This is a genomic window from Flavobacterium sp., from assembly GCF_027482425.1.
Taxonomy (GTDB): Bacteria; Bacteroidota; Bacteroidia; order Flavobacteriales; family Flavobacteriaceae; genus Flavobacterium.
In genome coordinates this window covers 108,376-126,215 of the sequence record NZ_JAIXWA010000041.1, presented here as the reverse complement: position 1 = coordinate 126,215, position 17,840 = coordinate 108,376, and the positions used below count along the sequence as shown (strand labels likewise).

The window sequence follows — 17,840 nt, the reverse complement described above, 5'->3', positions numbered from 1 at the left end:
GCCGTCGCTGCCCTCGTCACCTCGGGCGAGCTTCGCAAGGCCTCCATCCTTAACGCAAGGTGCTAACAGAAAGTATATGGGATTATAGTATTTTTAATTTAACGAATCTATTTTTAAAAATATAGGGCACTTTCATTTCTATCATTCTCGTAGTTTTTTCTATGCTAAGTTGGGGTGTCAACTATTATTTTTACATTATCAAAATATAATCATTTATGTCAAGCACATTCCATACCTATTTTAATTATTTCTTTTATTTGTTTTTCATGAAGGAATAGGGAGCAGTATGGTGTTACATCAAAAAATAAAAAGTAAACTGAAATAAACCAATCCCGATTTCCATCGGGATTTTTTTTGCCCATGAGCCAACAAATAGCCATCCAAGGAATTCAAGGTTCGTTCCACCATCAAAGCGGAAGTCTGGTCGCAGTACTCAACGTGATGATCGATTGCCGTTTGAAGCTTGCCAAGATGCCATCGCTACTTAAAATCGAGTCGCCGTATGCTTACGCCTTTTTTGTCGACACCCATTTTTTAACCAAAACAAAGCAAATGTTTTAGCCACTTTAGAAGAATATATCCGAAATTTGTCCCGATTTCGTGAATTATTGAAAACCGATCAGTATGAAGCCTCGTACTAAGAAATGCAACATACGAATCGCATCAAAGAAATTTTAAACGGCATCAAAAAATAAGCCCTATGAAAAATAGAATAGAAATGCGCACATGGTTAGATGATTTTCATTTGCCCCATCCGTTGGTAATTGCGGGTCCGTGTAGTGCCGAAACCGAAAATCAGGTCATGCAAACTGCCCGTGAATTGCAAGATTCAAAGGTGTCGATTTACCGCGCTGGGATTTGGAAACCGCGTACACGTCCCGGTGGATTTGAAGGCGTGGGGAAAATTGGTTTAAAGTGGTTGCAAAAAGCCAAAGCCGAAACCGGTTTGTTAATGGCGGTGGAAGTGGCTACAGCGGCGCATGTGAAGTTGGCCTTGGAACATGATATGGATGTATTGTGGATTGGTGCTCGTACTACGGTCAATCCCTTTGCCGTGCAAGAAATCGCCGATGCCTTACAAAATACAGACAAAATAGTTTTGGTGAAAAACCCTGTAAACCCTGATTTGGCCTTGTGGATTGGAGGCGTAGAGCGGTTGTATAATGCGGGAGTCAAGAAATTGGGTGTGATTCACCGCGGATTTTCAACCTATGAAAAAACCAAATACCGCAACAATCCTGAGTGGCAAATTGCGATTGATTTTCAGAGTAAATTTCCCGATATCCCTTTGATTATTGATCCGTCGCACATTACGGGCCAGCGCGATATGATTTTTCAAGTAACACAGCAGGCCTTGGATTTCAATTATGATGGGATGATTATCGAAACCCATTGCGATCCCGATAATGCGTGGAGTGATGTGGCACAGCAAGTGACCCCCGAGCGGTTGAAGCAGATTATTTTTGATTTGGTCATTCGTAAAGAGGATGATGCGGATAGCGACTATTTACAGCAACTATCGAAGCTTCGGGTCAAAATCGACGATTACGACGCTAAGTTGTTGGACGTCATTGGGCAACGAATGAAAGTGGCCGAAGATATTGGGGCGTTGAAAAAGGCGAAGAATGTAGCCGTTTTACAGAATAAACGTTGGAATGAAATCCTAGAACGCATGGTTAATGAGGGTTCGCAAAGAGGTTTGAGTGAAGAGTTTATCGTTCAGTTCTTTAAAGCCATTCACCAAGAAAGTATCGCGCATCAAGAAAAAGTGTTTAAGTCAGAATAATTTAGTAATATTGCGTTCGATAACCTATAAATTATTTATCATGAAAAAATTAGTTTTACTATTTGCCTTGATCACTTCTATTGTATCAGCACAGGCAGACAAAATTTACAAGCATAACGGTGAAGTGATTACCGGAAAAGTAGTTAAATTAGAAGAGTTCACCATCGTATTCAAATATGATGGCGAGGATGCAGAAAATACAGTAAGTAAGTATGCCATCGAAAAAATCGTTTACGGAAAATCCGGACGTGTAGAAGAAGTTACAGAGAAAATTGTTGTAAACGGAGAAGACGATTGGGAAAAAGTGGTCATCTTGGAAGATAAAGCTTACATTTCTGGTTTGAAAAAAGGAGAAGAAGTACGTGGAAAAACAGGATTAATCAACTTCCAAACTGGAAATACTGGAGACAAAAAAGCGGAGAAAAAATTAAAAATGGAAGCCGCTAAGTTAGGATGTCCTTTCATTTTGTTGACAGCTGATAAAGCAACTGTAGGAGCTAATTCCAACCAATTGGGAGGCTCACAGGTCATCAAAAAAGGAGTAGCTTACAAATACTAATTCCGTATTATTTCAAAATACTAAAGGCACTTCGGTGCCTTTTTTCTTTTATTTTTGTAGCATGACAGGATGGGTTTACAAATCGACGGGAAGTTACTACACAGTAAAAACGGATACGGGAGCGCTGTACGATTGTCGGATTAAAGGAAAATTCCGCATCCAAGGTATCAAAAGTACCAATCCGATTGCTGTGGGCGACCGCGTTGATTTTGACTTAGATCAGTCCACCGATGAAACCATTGGACAGATTCACACCATTCACGACCGAAAAAATTATATTATCCGCAAATCGGTCAACTTGTCCAAACAAGTGCACATCATCGCGGCCAATGTAGATGTTGTTTTTTTACTGATAACCATCAATAATCCTACTACAACGACGAGTTTTATCGATCGGTTTTTGGTTACTGCTGAGGCTTATGGTATCGAAGCGGTTCTCGTATTTAATAAAATAGACACCTATGACGAAGCGGCTTTGGAGGAGCAATTGTTTTTGCAATATGTTTACAGTCAGATTGGCTATCGTTGCTTGCGCGTTTCGGCCTTAGAAGTCAAAGGTCTTGAGGAACTGAAAGCGTTAATGCGCGATAAAGTATGTATGTTTTCGGGCCATTCAGGGGTAGGGAAATCTACTTTAGTCAATGCGTTGGAACCGGGGTTGGACTTACGTACCGCTTCGATTTCGGATTCCCATCAGCAAGGGCAACATACGACAACATTTGCCGAAATGTTTGATTTGTCATTCGGGACAAAAATTATTGATACTCCTGGCATTCGTGGTTTTGGCGTAGTAGACATGGCACCTGAAGAGGTAGGCGATTACTTTCCGGAGTTTTTTGCCTTAAAAGAATCGTGCAAGTTCAACAATTGCTTACACAAAGAAGAGCCCCATTGTGCGGTAAAAAAAGCGCTAGATGCTGATGCAATTGCTTGGTCGCGTTACCGTAGTTATTTGCAAATTTTAGCGGGTGATGACGAGCAGTACCGTGGAGACCAGTATGCTGAAGAACGAAAGAGTTTGTAGTGATTAGTTTGTAGTAAACAGTTTTAATTATCAAAAAATTCAAAATTTATCATTTAAAATTTAAAATAGCTCATCATGCGTGCAGTTCTCCAAAGAGTCACTCAAGCTTCAGTAACTGTTGATGGAAAAGTAGTTTCTGAAATTCAATCGGGTTTATTGATTCTATTGGGTGTAGAAGAAGCCGATGGGATAGAGGATGTGCAGTGGTTAGCGTCCAAAATTGCGAACCTCCGCATCTTTGGCGATGCCCAGGGGGTTATGAATCTATCTGTCAAAGATTGCCAAGGGGATTGTATTGTGGTGAGTCAGTTTACGTTACATGCCATGACCAAAAAAGGCAATCGCCCCTCGTATATTAGAGCAGCGCGTCCCGAACAAGCGATTCCGTTATATGAAGCCTTTGTGTTGGCTATGGAACGTGAATTGGGGAAAAAAGTTGGTACAGGTATTTTTGGCGCCGACATGAAAGTCGCCTTGCTCAATGATGGTCCAGTCACTATTTTTATTGATACTCGTATTAAAGAGTAGTTTTAATATTAATGAATTTACAAACTTTATAGGTTTGCTAGCATAAAAAAATTATTAAATTACGTATTTAGTAACTGTTAAATTTCAATGATAATCATGAACCTAAAAAACGCCCAACTCGACGTCGATCATTGGATTAAAAATCATGGTGTTCGCTATTTTAACGAACTCACCAATATGGCGCAACTCACCGAAGAAGTGGGAGAAGTAGCCCGTATCATTGCACGCCGCTATGGCGAACAATCGGAAAAAGAAAGTGATAAAAACAAAGATCTCGGCGAAGAACTGGCCGACGTCGTATTTGTCGTACTTTGTTTGGCCAATCAAACAGGGGTCGATTTGCAAGCCGCATTTGATAAAAAAATGGACTTGAAAACGAAACGCGACCACGACCGCCATCATACTAATGAGAAGCTGAAGTAGGGATTGGTTCCGAAACTTCGGGGGTGACTAGTGACTAGTAACTTTCTAACTCATAATTCATAACTCGTAATTCATATCTCCTTAGCATTGGACTCAAATTAATCGCGTTACATGACCCATCACCTTCTGCATTCTAAGTTACTTACAGGAAAAGAAATAGCCATTACGGGGTCAAAGTCAGAAACCAATCGGCTTCTTTTGCTCCAAGCGTTATATCCGCATATACACTTGGAAAACACTTCCAATTCCGATGATTCGGAAGTAATCATGCAGGCCCTTCGAAAATTAATGCTTGAAAATCAAGGCCAACTTTTCATTGACGTGCATCATGCCGGAACAGCCATGCGTTTTCTTACCGCTTTTTTTGCCATTCAAGAAGGAAAAGAAGTCCTGATTACGGGTTCGTCGCGCATGCAGGAACGCCCGATTCGAATTCTAGTGGAAGCCCTTCGACAATTGGGCGCCGACATAACCTATGCGGATCAAGACGGTTTTCCGCCCTTGAGAATAAAAGGGAAAAAGCTATTACAATACAAAGTTAGTTTGCCCGCTCATATCAGCAGTCAATATATTTCCGCATTATTATTAATTGCTCCGAGTTTGGAAAACGGACTCCAATTAACTTTGGAAGGGGAAATTACTTCTGTTCCCTACATACAAATGACTCTTGCCTTATTGAATCAAATTGGCGTAACCACCTCCTTTGAAGGGAACCACATTGCGGTGGCGCCGTTTGAAGTGCAATCTGCCATGGCAACTAGTCAATCCATCACGGTTGAAAGTGATTGGTCTTCGGCCTCGTATTGGTATAGTATAATCGCTTTATCGGAAGTAGGTTCTCAAGTTACGTTAACAAGTTACCAGGCTGAAAGTTTACAAGGGGATCAAATCTTGGTTTCTTTGTATGAACATTTAGGCGTAACCACCACATTTTTACCCGATTTTCGCCTTCAACTTACCAAAGTATCACTACCCACAACGTCACATTTTGAAGCCCATTTAATGGGAGCTCCCGATATCGCACAAACCCTTGCAGTGTCTTGTTTCGGACTCGGAATTTCGTGTACTTTGACCGGGTTACATACGTTAAAAATCAAAGAAACCGATCGGTTGGCAGCCTTACAACAAGAAATTTCAAAACTAGGAGGACAAATCCAAACCACTGAGGACGCTCTTTTTTTAGTAGCTTCGTCCCATATTCACCCCAATGTTGCCCTTGCAACCTATCAAGATCATCGCATGGCCATGGCTTTTGCTCCTTTAGCCCTTCGCGTGCCTCTAATTATTGAAGACGCCGAAGTGGTGTCAAAATCGTATCCCACTTTTTGGAGTGATCTCGCGCAGGCAGGGATTTCAGGGGAAATGTCGGAAAATAAATCCTAATTTACTTGACAACCCCCTTTTGCGGATAGTATATTTGCACTTGTTTGTCGTGAGGCAAAACAATGTAATTTAAAGGCTATAAAAAGATGAAACTATCCCATTTTAATTTCCATTTACCTCCAGAGTTACTGGCCGAATTTCCCGCTGAAAACCGAGACGAGTCGCGTTTAATGGTTATACACCGCAGCACAGGGCAAATCGAACATAAATTGTTTAAAGACATTATCGACTATTTTGACGATGGCGATGTGATGATTTTAAACAATACCAAAGTGTTTCCAGCGCGTATGTATGGAAACAAAGAGAAAACTGGCGCTCGTATCGAAGTTTTCTTGTTACGCGAATTAAATGCAGAACAACGCCTATGGGATGTTTTGGTCGATCCTGCCCGTAAAATTCGTATCGGAAATAAATTGTATTTCGGCGATGACGATTCCTTAGTTGCTGAGGTTATTGATAACACAACGTCTCGTGGACGTACCTTACGTTTCTTATACGACGGATCGTATGAAGAATTCCGTTATAAATTAAAAGAATTGGGCGAAACGCCGATTCCAAAATACATCAACCGCGAAGTAACCGAAGATGACGCCGAACGTTACCAAACGATTTATGCCAAAGAAGAAGGCGCCGTGGCTGCACCCACTGCTGGGTTACACTTTTCAAAGCATTTGTTGAAACGTCTAGAAATCAAAGGCATCAACTTCGCTGAAGTCACCCTTCACGTGGGATTAGGAACCTTCAATCCTGTTGAAGTAGAGGATTTGTCCAAACACAAAATGGACTCCGAAGAATTACGTATTTCACAAGAAGCCTGTGATACGGTGAATAAGGCTATTGAAAACAAACGCCGCGTGTGTTGTATCGGTACGACTTCGATGCGCGCCATTGAAAGTTCGGTTTCTTCCAACCGCACCTTAAATCCGTATGATGGTTGGACCAATAAATTCATCTTTCCACCCTATGATTTTAGTATCGCTAATTGTATGGTGACCAATTTCCACACGCCCAAATCAACCTTGTTGATGATGATTTCGGCTTTCTGTGGACACGATTTGATGAAAAAAGCCTACGAAGAAGCGGTAAAAGAAAAATACCGTTTTTACTCGTATGGCGATGCAATGTTGATATTATAATTAGTCAACCTGCCTGCAGAAGATAGATTTGAAAATTTGAGGATTTGAAAATTTGTCTGCTTTAAGAAGGTTTGAAAATGGATTACTTTTAACAACAATAGAAACTTCAAATAAAAAAGCGTGGTACTTCTCGAAAAGACCACGCTTTTTTTAGGAAATAAGTTACGGTTATTGCAAAATAATCTTCTTAATATCGACTATTTGCCCTTGTGGGTTGATAATTTGTACAAAATACATCCCGGTGCCGCCCCAAGTAGCTAAGCTTAGGGTAGTGTTGGTGCCCGATGCTGTAATAGGGGTTGTAGCCACCGATTGCCCCAAAGCGTTGATAATGTTGATGGAACCGCCAGACAAGTTGGTTATGTTGTTGAAGTTGATGTTTACTTCAGTGCTGGCTGGGTTGGGCGCGATGGTGATATTGTTGGCCCAGGTTACCGGGTTGGTAAACGATAACTGCCCCACGTTAATAATCAAGGTATCAGTAACGGTAATGTTCGTTATACATTGGTTGGTGTTATACAAGTTTGTTATTTCTTCTTGGGTTAAGGCACGGTTCCAAATACCAATGTCGTCGAGTTTCCCATTCATCCACTCTGCTCCGACCTCTCTATTTACAGTTCCAATCAATAAATCTGAAGTATTTGGTGCTCTTAACGAGGAAGAAATACTTTGATTAAAAATTAATTGACCATTGATGTAAAATTTTAATAAATCAGAGGAGTTAGTTATAATAAGATTTTGCCATTGGTCTAAAGAAATTGGACTCGTATTTGGCGGTGCAGAAAAGCTATAACTTCCATTTGCGTATGCCATAGCTGGTACAGCAAAATTAGTACTATTGAAAGGAATAAAAACACCATATGGAACATTAGGAGAGCAACAAGTACCATTATCATCTCTTTTAGAAATAAAGACCCAATTGTTATTAAATATATTTTGATAATTTCCTTTGTACCATACAGAAATTGAATAGTCTCCAATTAAGTTCAGTTCGTTTTGATGAGGTATTCTAATTAAATCATTCACGCCATCAAAATTATACGCACTATTCGCATTTCCAAAACGGTCGGTAGTGAGTGTAGCGCCATTTACCGTTCCGTTGTTTGCATTGCCACTTTCATCATTGGCGTTGCCACAAAACGGCCAATAGCCTACTAAGCCACTCGTGGGTACATTGGCAGGTAAGCAAGCGGTTTGGGGCAAAGAGGCGTTGTATAAATTAGTGATTTCTTGTGGGGTGAGAGCACGGTTCCAAATGCCGATGTCGTCTAATTTGATATTATGATATTCAGGAATTGAAAATATATCTACTCCAAAATATAAATTAGCCTTTGAAGAACAAGAATTTGGTGGCGTGTGATTTATTTGTCCTATATATATTCCGTTAATATAAATATTACTTGTTGTTTCGTTTATATTACAGAATGTTACATAATACCATTGTCCAATTTGATATTGTGGTGTTAGAGCTGTACCACTTTCAAAACAACCTCTCCCAAAATTAATCCTTGTTTCAGTATTTGCACTAATACAACCCCAATATGTGCTTGCAGGGCTTCCAAGACAAATAAGTTCACCATATAAATTTTGGTCAGCCACAATCCAATAAGAAACAGTGCGACTAGTTGTTGCAAATTGGTTTCCACCATTTGCAATTATATAATCATCCACCCCATCAAAACTATACGCACTATTCGCATTTCCATTTCGATCGGTGGTTAACGTTGCTCCATTCACGGTTCCATTGTTTCCATTGCCACTGGCATCATTGGCATTCCCATTAAACGGCCAATACCCTACCAATCCATTTGTAGGGACATAAGAAGGCACTTGCGCCACAAGGGTTTGAGCCACCAAAATCAAGCTCGTTACAATAAGTAATAATTTAGATTTCATATGTGTTTGTGTTAAATTTCACACAAATGTAACTAAAAATGCACAACTATGAGAAATTACTGTTCAAATCAACTGACTTGTGCTCTCAACTCTTAAACAGAAAACGATTCTAATTAAGGTGAAGGAGTCAACCTGCCTGCCAGTTCATAACTCATAATTCATAACTCATAATTTCTATTTCAAATCTCCCTCAAGATTACTACATTTACCCTTCAAACCAACGCAACAATGATATTTCAAAATACGCGAGAATTCGCACAACAACTCGACGCACAAGACAAATTACGTTCCTATCGCGATCAATTTATTTTTCCGCAACACAACGGTAAAAATGTAATTTACTTTACGGGGAATTCGTTGGGGTTGCAACCCAAATCGGCTTCCCAATTTGTTCAGGATGTAATGAATGACTGGGCGAATCTTGCCGTAGAAGGCCATTTTTATGCCGAGAAACCCTGGTGGGATTACCACGAACGTTTTGCTGAGCCTCTCGGTAAAATTGTAGGTGCCTTGCCCTCTGAAGTAACCGTAATGAATACCCTAACGGTAAATCTTCACCTTCTGATGGTATCGTTTTACCGCCCTGAAGGCAAACGCTACAAAATCATTTGCGAAGAAAAAGCCTTTCCCTCCGATCAATATATGTTCCAATCTCAAGTGCGCGTACACGGTTTCGATCCCAAAGACGCTATTGTTGAGGTCAAACGACGTGAAGGCGAACACAACATTCGTCTCGAAGATATTCTGGCCAAAATTAACGAAGTAGGCGAGGAGTTGGCACTCGTCTTATGGGGTGGCGTTAATTATTATACGGGTCAAGTGTTTGATATGAAAACGATCACCGAAGCAGGTCACGCTGTGGGTGCTTATGTGGGATTCGATTTGGCTCACGCTGCGGGGAATATTAAATTGAACTTACACGATTGGAATGTCGATTTTGCAGCATGGTGTAGTTATAAATACATGAACTCCGGCCCCGGGAATGCCTCGGGTTGTTTTGTACACGAAAAACACCACCACAGCAATCTCCCTCGTTTCGCGGGTTGGTGGGGACATAATAAAGAACGTCGTTTCAAAATGGAACCCGATTTTGACCCAGTCCACGGGGCCAACGGTTGGCAAGTGAGTAATTTGCCCATATTGTCATTGGCTCCCTATTTGGCCTCGGTCGAACTCTTTGATGAAGTGGGTATGGACCGTTTAATTGAAAAGCGAAACCAACTAACAGCTTACCTCGAATTTGTGTTACACGACATCGACCAACAGCTGGAAGGCGCCGATTTTGAAGTCATCACGCCCAAAAATCCCGAAGAACGCGCCTGCCAATTGTCCGTATATTTACATGGACAAGGACGAAGTTTGTTCGATTATTTAATGAACAATGGCGTCATTACCGATTGGCGCGAACCCAATGTAATTCGGTTGGCTCCCGCTCCTTTCTATTGTTCCTATGAAGATATGTATGCATTTGGACAGATTTTGAAAACGGGAATTTTAGCCTTACAAAAACAATAAATTCGAAAGCCTTACTGCAAGGCTTTTTTTATGTTGAAACAAATCATCATACCCGACGACTAAAGTTTATCTTACTTTTTTATCATGAAAATAGTCAAAAAAATTGTACTGGTTGCATTGTCCATTGTCTTGGCTATTAGCCTTGGAATTTATATTTATTTCCAAACTAAAGCACCCCAATACGAAGGCGAACAAACACTGGCCGGGTTGTCAACCGAAACCAAAGTCTATTTTGATGACTACGGTGTGCCTCATATTTATGCCCAAAATCAGAAAGATGCATTACGGGCGCTCGGTTACGTGCATGCCCAAGATCGCTTGTGGCAAATGGAGTTGATGCGTCGTATTGCTCCCGGTCGCCTGTCGGAGTTGTTTGGGGCGAAAGCCTTAGAAAACGACAAGTTCTTTGCAGGGATTGGAATCGATGAAAATTCAGCCCAAGCCGTAGCTGCTTTAGATAAAAATTCAGAAGCCTACCTGTTGGCCCAAGCCTATATCGATGGTGTCAATCACTATATGGAGGAAGGGAAAACACCTGTTGAATTTGATTTAATCGGCGTGGAAAAGACACCGTTTACCCTCAAAGACATGTACAACATTTTTGGCTTCATGTCCTTCAGTTTTGCCATGGCCCAAAAAACCGACCCGTTACTGACGGAAATCCGTGACGAATGGGGCATGCATTATTTAGGCGATTTTGGGTTGGACGGTGCCTTAGCCAAAACCCGTTTGAAATCGTATAAAGGCAAAGCCAACGATTATGCTGTAATTTCAAAATCAATCACTGAACTCCTCCAGCAATCGCCTGTACCTCCCTTTATCGGAAGCAACAGCTGGGTAATCGGTGCCGAAAAAACCAAGAACAACAAGGTTATTTTTGCCAATGACCCCCACATCATGTTCTCCCAACCAGGCACTTGGTACGAAGCCCATATTTCCTGTCCAGGATACGAAATGTATGGCTACTATTTGGCCGGAACCCCTTTTCCGTTACTCGGTCATAACCGCGATTATGCGTATGGATTGACCATGTTTGAAAATGATGATTTGGACTTTTTCCAAGAGGAAAATCATCCGCAAAATGCCAATCAATACAAAACCGCAACGGGCTATGCCAATTATTCGGTGCGCACCAAAACCATCAAAGTAAAAGACACTGCCGATGTTGCATTAACCATCAAATCTACCTCCCATGGACCCGTGATGAATGGATTGTTGAAAGGATTGAATGCCAAAAATCCAGTGACCATGTCGTGGATTTATACCCAACACGCCAATCGTATTTTGGAAGCGGTCTATGGGTTGAGTCATGCCAAAAATTTGGATGATTTTTATCAAAAGGTAGGTCTCGTCCACGCCCCCGGTTTGAATGTCATGTATGGCGATGCCAAAAACAATATTGCTTGGATTACGTCGGGGAAATTGTATCGCATGCCCGAAGGGGTAAATCCCAACTTTATTTTGGATGGAACGAATGGTAAAGACGACCAACGGACCTTTTTGCCTTTTGAAGAAAATCCCTTTGCCATCAATCCCGATTGGCATTATCTGTATTCGGCTAATAACCAACCCGAACCCATCAACGGTTATTTGTATCCCGGGTATTATTTGCCCCAAGATCGTGCGAAACGCATTCAGTCGTTACTTGAAACCAAAAGCAATTGGCAACGCGCCGATGTGGAACGCATGATTAACGACCATACGTCGGTAATTTATCCCGATTTGGTAAAAAATTGGATGCAAAGTATTCCTAAAGTCGGATTAACGCCCACTGAAAAAAGTGCGCTGGAAATCCTCCAACTCTGGGAAGGAACCCATGCCGTGTATGATATCGCACCTACGATTTACAACAAATGGCTGTATTGTTATCTAAAAAATACGTTTCAAGACGAATTGGGGGAAGAACGATTTTCGTTGTTTTTAGGGACCCACATGTTAAAACAAATGATCGCGGGGCAAAGTGTCAATCCCAATTCACCATGGTGGGATAATGTGAACACTCAAGGCAGTAAAGAAACCCGTGATCAAATAATGAACCGTTCGTTTCATGAAGCAATTAAAGCGCTTGAAAATCAATTAGGCTCTGACTACACCCATTGGCGTTGGGGTAAAGTACATACACTAGAGCTCCAGCATCCTTTGGGTAAAGTAGCGGCTTTACGTCCCCTTTTTAATGTAGGAACCTTTGAGGTCCCCGGTGGGAATGAAGTCATCAATAATTTATTGTTTTATTTGACCGAAGACGGGAAGTACAACGTAGGCGGCGGACCCTCAACCCGTCGAATTATCGATTTCTCGGATGTGGAAAATAGTGTGAGTATATTACCCACGGGACAATCAGGGGTGCGCTCGAGTCCGCATTACAATGACCAAGCCGAACTTTTTGTCAAAGGCCATTTCCGAAAAATGAAGTTAAACCGTAAAGAAATTGAAGAAACGTCAACGTTATTGGTATTAAAACCCAAAGCCCACTAATTCAACATTTATAATTTGTAATTTCTAATATCAAAATAGGTCTGGGTTTTCGATAATTTCGGAAGCCCTTTTTTTCATCGCATACAATGCTTCGGGTTGGATTTTCCCCAGCAAATTCAGCATCATGGCCATGCGTTGGTTCTTGGCAAAATAGGCTTTTTTATCATCCAAAAAATTCCAATACAAACTGTTGAACGGACACGATTGGTCGCCCGTACGGGATTTAACATCGTAATGACAACCCGTGCAATAATTGCTCATTTTTTGAATATAACTCCCCGAAGAAACATAGGGTTTGGTGGCCAAAATTCCGCCATCGGCATACTGACTCATGCCGCGCGTATTGGGAAGTTCAACCCATTCAATCGCATCCATATAGACACCCAAATACCACGCATCGACCGCATCGGGATGCCGTTGAGTAAGTAAGGAAAAATTACCAATGACCATCAACCGCTGAATGTGATGCGCATAGGCGTTTTGCAAACTCAACCCCAACGCCTGTTGCATGCAATTCATTTTGGTTTTTCCAGTCCAATACATTTCAGGCAACGGATAAGTATTATCCAAGGCATTGCGTTGCGCGTAATCGGGCATGTGGTGCCAATAGATTCCACGAACATATTCACGCCAGCCCAATATTTGCCGAACAAATCCTTCTACTTGGGACAAAGTAATGGTCTCTTGATTTGCATAATAATGCCGCACCACACAATCAACCACTTCCTTCGGACTTACCATTTTTGTATTCATCACAAACGATAAGCGCGAATGGAAAAGAAACGCCTGTTCGGTATGCATCGCATCTTCGTAATCGCCAAAATGCGGCAGCAAGTGTTCACAGAAATAGTTCAGTTGCATTAAAGCTTCTTTTCGATTGATCGGCCAAGCAAAGCACTTGGGTTCAATGTCACCAAATGTTTGCACTTCGGCTTGCTCAAGTTCGTTGAGAAGTGCTGTGACATCTTTCGGGAAAACCGCCATAGGAGGCACAGGCACTTGATTTTTGAATTTCAAACGGTTGTCGTGATCAAAGTTCCATTGGTTGCCCAAGGGGTCGTTCCCCACCATTAACACCTGATGTTTCTTCCGCATCATACGGTAGAAATTCTCCATCAAGAATTGCTTTTTACCGGTAAAAAACTGTCCCAATTCCTCACGAGTCGTGTAAAAATGTTCGGTGTCAACTACTTGATGTGTTATGGATAAGCTTTTACAAAAGGTTCGCAATTGCACATCCAAACGGTATTCATCGGGGAGTTGGTATTCAAAATTTTGGATGGCGTAAGTGGCGATACAATGTTGGAGAATCTCAGGCAGACTTTTTGTAGCGAGTAAATCTGTAATCCGGATGTAATGCACCTGATGTCCTTGGTTTTGGAGTTCTTGAGCAAAATCTCGCATCGCTAAAAAGAATCCCGTTACCTTTTGTATATGATGCTTCACATAATCGGTTTCTTGACGCATTTCGGCCATCATATACAAAATAGTGTCGTCCTTTGAATCAAACCACGAATGCTGACGATTCAATTGGTCACCCAAAATCAAGCGTAAGGTTACGTATTCCATAAATTTTGGTATTCGTTTTTCGAGTCATACATTTCCGCTTGTCGGCGAATATTAAACTTCCGGTCGCGGGGGTCGTTGCCTACGCCCGAATTATACAACCAATTCCCATAATTGGAATGTACATCGTAGTCAATCAATAGCGATTCAAACCAAGCCGCACCCGCACGCCAATCCTGTTCCCATTCTTTGGCCCAAAAACTCGCCACATTTTGACGCCCGCGATTGCTCATGAATCCGGTGGCCGCCAATTCTTTCATATTGGCATTCACAAAAGGCTCGGGGGTTTTACCTTGCGTCCACTTTTCAAACTTTCGGGCATTAAGTTCCCACTCGTATTTTTGTTTGACAATACCGTTCAATTGAAAGATTTTATTGCCATGTTTTTGGGAAATATACCGAAAATAATCACGCCAAATCAATTCAAAAATCAACCAATAGGTATCTTCATTTTTGCAAACTTCCGCCTCATATTGTTGTACTTCCCAGTAGATTTTTCGGGGCGATATGCAGCCGTGGGCAAGCCAAGGAGAGAACTTCGAACTGTAATCGGGGCCAAGTAATCCGTTGCGGGTTTGTTTGTATTGGGATAAATTTTCGGTAGTAAAAAAGTAATCTTCCAAGCGCGCCAACGCCTTGTTTTCTCCTCCTTTAAACGGGAATGCCGTGCGCTTATCAGGCGATTGTGGTGTAATTCCACACGAGACTAAAGTGGGAATTTCAGGCGTTTCTTCATAATTCGATTTCGGCATCGCTTTGGGTTCGACCAACGCCCGTATTTTTGAAAGCTTTTCACATTTCTTACGAAACTCGGTGAAGATTTCGGGAACTTCTTTTGCCGAGGTATACGGAATGTCTTCGGGATGAAACAAAAAGCCGTCTTGAAGTTCGTGGAATGCAATCCCGGGCAATTGAACTTTGAGTGCCTCAGTCACTTTTCGTTCCTCCGAGGTCCATTCATGCGTAGTGAAAAGGCTTGTAATGCCTTGGGTTTTCGCCAACTCAGGAATCACCATTTCGGGTTCGCCATAAATCACCCAAAGCGGAATGTTCAAGGCTTCCAAATTGCGTTTTAATTCATGAACACTATCCCATAAAAATTGAGCGCGATGCGCACCCGTTTTAGGGAATCCATAGGTTGTCATGGCAAAATGCCGAGGGTCAAAACAATATACGCCGATCACTTTTTCGGCGTGTTTTGTGGCTTTCCACAACGCATATTGATCTTCGGTACGAAGGTCATTTCGAAACCAAACGAGATGTTTCATAGGGTGTTTTTATTTTTTCGGCAACGGTCACTGCAAAATTTAACGGACTCCCAATTCTTTTCCCATTTTTTGCGCCAAGAAAAGGGGAGTCCGCAAACCAAACATATTTTTTGGGGTAAAAAGGTTTTTTTATGAGGCATGGGGGCGAAGCGATTTTAACGGGGTTTTCGGACGGGCATAATCAAATCGGTCTTGTAGGCTAGGACGGGCATAGCCATCCAAACCATTAATTGCCACGACATCTCCGCGGTCCAATTGCAACCAGCCGTCGGGCGTGACTAAATTGTCCTCAACATAAATGGCTTCAATCGCCGCAATGACATGTATAGTGTTGTTTTCATGGATCGGATATTCATTCAAATAGCGGCAAAGTAATTGCACAGGCGACCCCGTCACAAAAGGTACTGCAATGCCCTCGCGGTACGTTGGCGTCAATCCCGTCATGTCAAACTCCGAAACCCCATGATCATAGGCCGCCGAGGTTTGGTGCGCCGCTTCCATTTGCTCCACCGTAATATGATTTACCGTAAAGAACCCGGTTCCTTTGATATTTTGATAGGTATGACGTGGCACCGAAGTGGGACGTACGATAAATCCCAACATTGCGGGGTCACTACCCAAATGTGTAATGCTCGAAAATACTGCTACATTCTCATGCCCCTCTGGCGAAAGGGTGCCGATCAAGTTAGCCGACTTGTAGCCGGTGCAACTGTTGACAAGGTTTAAACGTTCTACTTTTGATAAGGCGGCAAGGTTCGAAGAGGTAAAGACTTTCATTGCTTTTTTCTTCAAAGATAAATTTGTTTAATGAAATATTAAAAAGTTTAAACAAATTTTAAGTTTTGCTGTAATTTTGCACTTCTGTTACGGTAACGTTCGGATATTATTAAGTATTTTTGTCTAACATTTTTACCAATACCATGCAAACGCCACAACGAATTGCCGTGGTGGGTTCCGGATTAGTCGGGACACTCCTGGCGATTTATCTCAAAAAGCAAGGCCATATTGTACACGTTTACGACCGTAGTGCCGACATTCGTACGGTTGAATTCTCAGGACGCTCCATCAACCTGGTGATGTCCGATCGCGGTTGGAAGACGTTGGCAGATATTGGATTGGACGATGCGATTCGCAGTATTGGAATTCCCGTTGACAAACGCGCCATTCACTTGAAAGACGGACAGTTAAACTACCAATACTACGGCAAAGAAGGCGAAGCCATTTTCTCGTTATCCCGTGGCGTTCTCAACCGAAAAATGATTGATTTGGCCGAAGAAGCAGGTGTAGAATTCTTCTTTGAACACCGTATTTGGGATGTGACCCTGGCCGAGGCAACCTTGCACATGGGACCCACCGAAAAAGGCGCTTGGACCGATTTAAAATACGATAAAGTTTTCGGTGCCGATGGGGCTTTTTCGCGTATTCGCCACCGCATGCAACGCCAAAGTATGTTTGATTACTCCCAAGAGTTCATGAAAATTGGCTACAAAGAACTCCATATTCCCGCCAATCCCGACGGGACGCACAAAATTGACAAAAATTCCTTACACATTTGGCCCCGCGGTCATTTCATGCTCATGGCATTGGCCAACCTCGATGGAAGTTTCACCTGTACACTCTTCATGCCGTTTGAAGGCGAAAACTCGTTCGAACAGTTGAAAGACGAAACGTCTCTGGTGAATTTCTTTGCCGAATATTTCCCCGATACCGCCGCCGTCATTCCCGATTTGGTGAGTGATTTCTATAAAAACCCTACGAGTTATTTGGCCATTATGAAGTGTTATCCGTGGACCTTCGAAGATAAAGTGGCCCTTATTGGCGACTCAGCCCACGCCATTGTTCCTTTTTACGGCCACGGCATGAACGCCGGTTTCGAAGACATTACGCTCCTCAACCAAATGATCGAGCACTACGGCGACGATTGGAATGCGATTTTTAGAGCCTACGAAAAATCCCGAAAACCCAATGCCGATGCGATCGCCGAACTCTCCCGTAGAAACTTTGAGGAAATGAGCGCCAAAACCGCCGATGCCCAGTTTTTATTGCAGAAAAAAATCGAAAAATGGTTCGCCGACAAACATCCCGATTTGTGGATGCCCCTTTACAGTCGTGTGACCTTTAGCTTGCAACCCTATGCCGAAGCCTTGGCTATTGGCGACTACCAAAATGCCATCATGGAGCAAGTCATGCAAATGCCCGATATCGCACAAAAATGGAATAGCCCCGAAGTGGAAACCAAAATTATTTCCTTATTGCAAAACGGTTAATGTTTATAGGGCGC

At 42.2% G+C, this 17,840-nt stretch carries 16 protein-coding genes; 11 read left to right on the top strand and 5 right to left on the bottom strand.

Annotated features, from left to right (window positions below):
- Nucleotides 1–360: 360 nt before the first annotated feature.
- From Q0037_RS11885 to queA, 8 genes are all read left to right on the top strand, one after another.
- Nucleotides 361–561 carry a hypothetical protein gene (locus tag Q0037_RS11885; protein ID WP_367274081.1) on the top strand — a complete coding sequence of 67 codons (201 nt, stop codon included), beginning with the start codon at nucleotides 361–363 and terminating at the stop codon, nucleotides 559–561.
- Between the two features lie 139 nt (nucleotides 562–700).
- Nucleotides 701–1,786 carry a bifunctional 3-deoxy-7-phosphoheptulonate synthase/chorismate mutase type II gene (locus tag Q0037_RS05640; protein WP_297516512.1) on the top strand — a complete coding sequence of 362 codons (1,086 nt, stop codon included), beginning with the start codon at nucleotides 701–703 and terminating at the stop codon, nucleotides 1,784–1,786.
- 40 nt (nucleotides 1,787–1,826) lie between these two features.
- The gene (locus Q0037_RS05635; RefSeq protein ID WP_297516510.1) at nucleotides 1,827–2,345 is read left to right on the top strand and encodes a hypothetical protein; all 519 of its coding nucleotides are present in this window, start codon (nucleotides 1,827–1,829) and stop codon (nucleotides 2,343–2,345) included.
- A 61-nt stretch (nucleotides 2,346–2,406) separates the two neighbouring features.
- Nucleotides 2,407–3,369 (top strand): ribosome small subunit-dependent GTPase A, encoded by a 963-nt coding sequence (rsgA, locus tag Q0037_RS05630; RefSeq protein WP_297516508.1) that lies wholly within the window; start codon nucleotides 2,407–2,409, stop codon nucleotides 3,367–3,369.
- A gap of 75 nt (nucleotides 3,370–3,444) precedes the next feature.
- The gene (gene dtd / locus Q0037_RS05625; RefSeq protein ID WP_297516506.1) at nucleotides 3,445–3,897 is read left to right on the top strand and encodes a D-aminoacyl-tRNA deacylase; all 453 of its coding nucleotides are present in this window, start codon (nucleotides 3,445–3,447) and stop codon (nucleotides 3,895–3,897) included.
- 96 nt (nucleotides 3,898–3,993) lie between these two features.
- Nucleotides 3,994–4,320, top strand: coding sequence for a nucleotide pyrophosphohydrolase (locus Q0037_RS05620; protein ID WP_297516504.1), 327 nt, complete (start codon nucleotides 3,994–3,996; stop codon nucleotides 4,318–4,320).
- A gap of 111 nt (nucleotides 4,321–4,431) precedes the next feature.
- Nucleotides 4,432–5,703, top strand: a complete 1,272-nt coding sequence (locus tag Q0037_RS05615) for a 3-phosphoshikimate 1-carboxyvinyltransferase (RefSeq protein ID WP_297516502.1) — start codon at nucleotides 4,432–4,434, stop codon at nucleotides 5,701–5,703.
- A gap of 86 nt (nucleotides 5,704–5,789) precedes the next feature.
- Nucleotides 5,790–6,839 carry a tRNA preQ1(34) S-adenosylmethionine ribosyltransferase-isomerase QueA gene (gene queA / locus Q0037_RS05610; protein WP_297516500.1) on the top strand — a complete coding sequence of 350 codons (1,050 nt, stop codon included), beginning with the start codon at nucleotides 5,790–5,792 and terminating at the stop codon, nucleotides 6,837–6,839.
- A gap of 168 nt (nucleotides 6,840–7,007) precedes the next feature.
- Here the strand turns inward: queA and Q0037_RS05605 are convergent, their stop codons facing one another.
- Nucleotides 7,008–8,735, bottom strand: a complete 1,728-nt coding sequence (locus Q0037_RS05605) for a LamG-like jellyroll fold domain-containing protein (protein ID WP_297516498.1) — start codon at nucleotides 8,733–8,735, stop codon at nucleotides 7,008–7,010.
- Between the two features lie 228 nt (nucleotides 8,736–8,963).
- Here Q0037_RS05605 and kynU point away from each other — a divergent pair, with 228 nt between their 5' ends.
- A complete protein-coding gene (gene kynU / locus Q0037_RS05600; RefSeq protein ID WP_297516497.1) occupies nucleotides 8,964–10,250 on the top strand; it encodes a kynureninase in 1,287 nt (428 codons plus the stop codon).
- An 84-nt stretch (nucleotides 10,251–10,334) separates the two neighbouring features.
- Nucleotides 10,335–12,725, top strand: a complete 2,391-nt coding sequence (locus Q0037_RS05595; protein ID WP_297516496.1) for a penicillin acylase family protein — start codon at nucleotides 10,335–10,337, stop codon at nucleotides 12,723–12,725.
- Between the two features lie 30 nt (nucleotides 12,726–12,755).
- On the opposite strand, the gene Q0037_RS05590 is transcribed toward Q0037_RS05595, so the two are convergent.
- Genes Q0037_RS05590 through Q0037_RS05575 form a run of 4 tightly spaced genes read right to left on the bottom strand, consistent with a single transcriptional unit; the run spans nucleotide 12,756 to nucleotide 16,351 of the window.
- Entirely contained in the window at nucleotides 12,756–14,294 is a 1,539-nt protein-coding gene (locus tag Q0037_RS05590; protein ID WP_297516495.1) for a cryptochrome/photolyase family protein, read from the bottom strand.
- Nucleotides 14,282–15,559 carry a DASH family cryptochrome gene (locus tag Q0037_RS05585; protein WP_297516494.1) on the bottom strand — a complete coding sequence of 426 codons (1,278 nt, stop codon included), beginning with the start codon at nucleotides 15,557–15,559 and terminating at the stop codon, nucleotides 14,282–14,284. Before Q0037_RS05585 ends, Q0037_RS05590 begins: the two co-directional genes overlap by 13 nt.
- The gene (locus Q0037_RS05580) at nucleotides 15,556–15,699 is read right to left on the bottom strand and encodes a DUF2256 domain-containing protein (protein WP_297516492.1); all 144 of its coding nucleotides are present in this window, start codon (nucleotides 15,697–15,699) and stop codon (nucleotides 15,556–15,558) included. The genes Q0037_RS05585 and Q0037_RS05580 overlap by 4 nt, the downstream gene beginning before the upstream one ends.
- Entirely contained in the window at nucleotides 15,689–16,351 is a 663-nt protein-coding gene (locus tag Q0037_RS05575; RefSeq protein ID WP_367274080.1) for a flavin reductase family protein, read from the bottom strand. Before Q0037_RS05575 ends, Q0037_RS05580 begins: the two co-directional genes overlap by 11 nt.
- A gap of 128 nt (nucleotides 16,352–16,479) precedes the next feature.
- Between Q0037_RS05575 and Q0037_RS05570 the strand changes: the two genes are divergently transcribed.
- A complete protein-coding gene (locus Q0037_RS05570) occupies nucleotides 16,480–17,826 on the top strand; it encodes an NAD(P)/FAD-dependent oxidoreductase (RefSeq protein WP_297516559.1) in 1,347 nt (448 codons plus the stop codon).
- Nucleotides 17,827–17,840 lie beyond the last annotated feature (14 nt).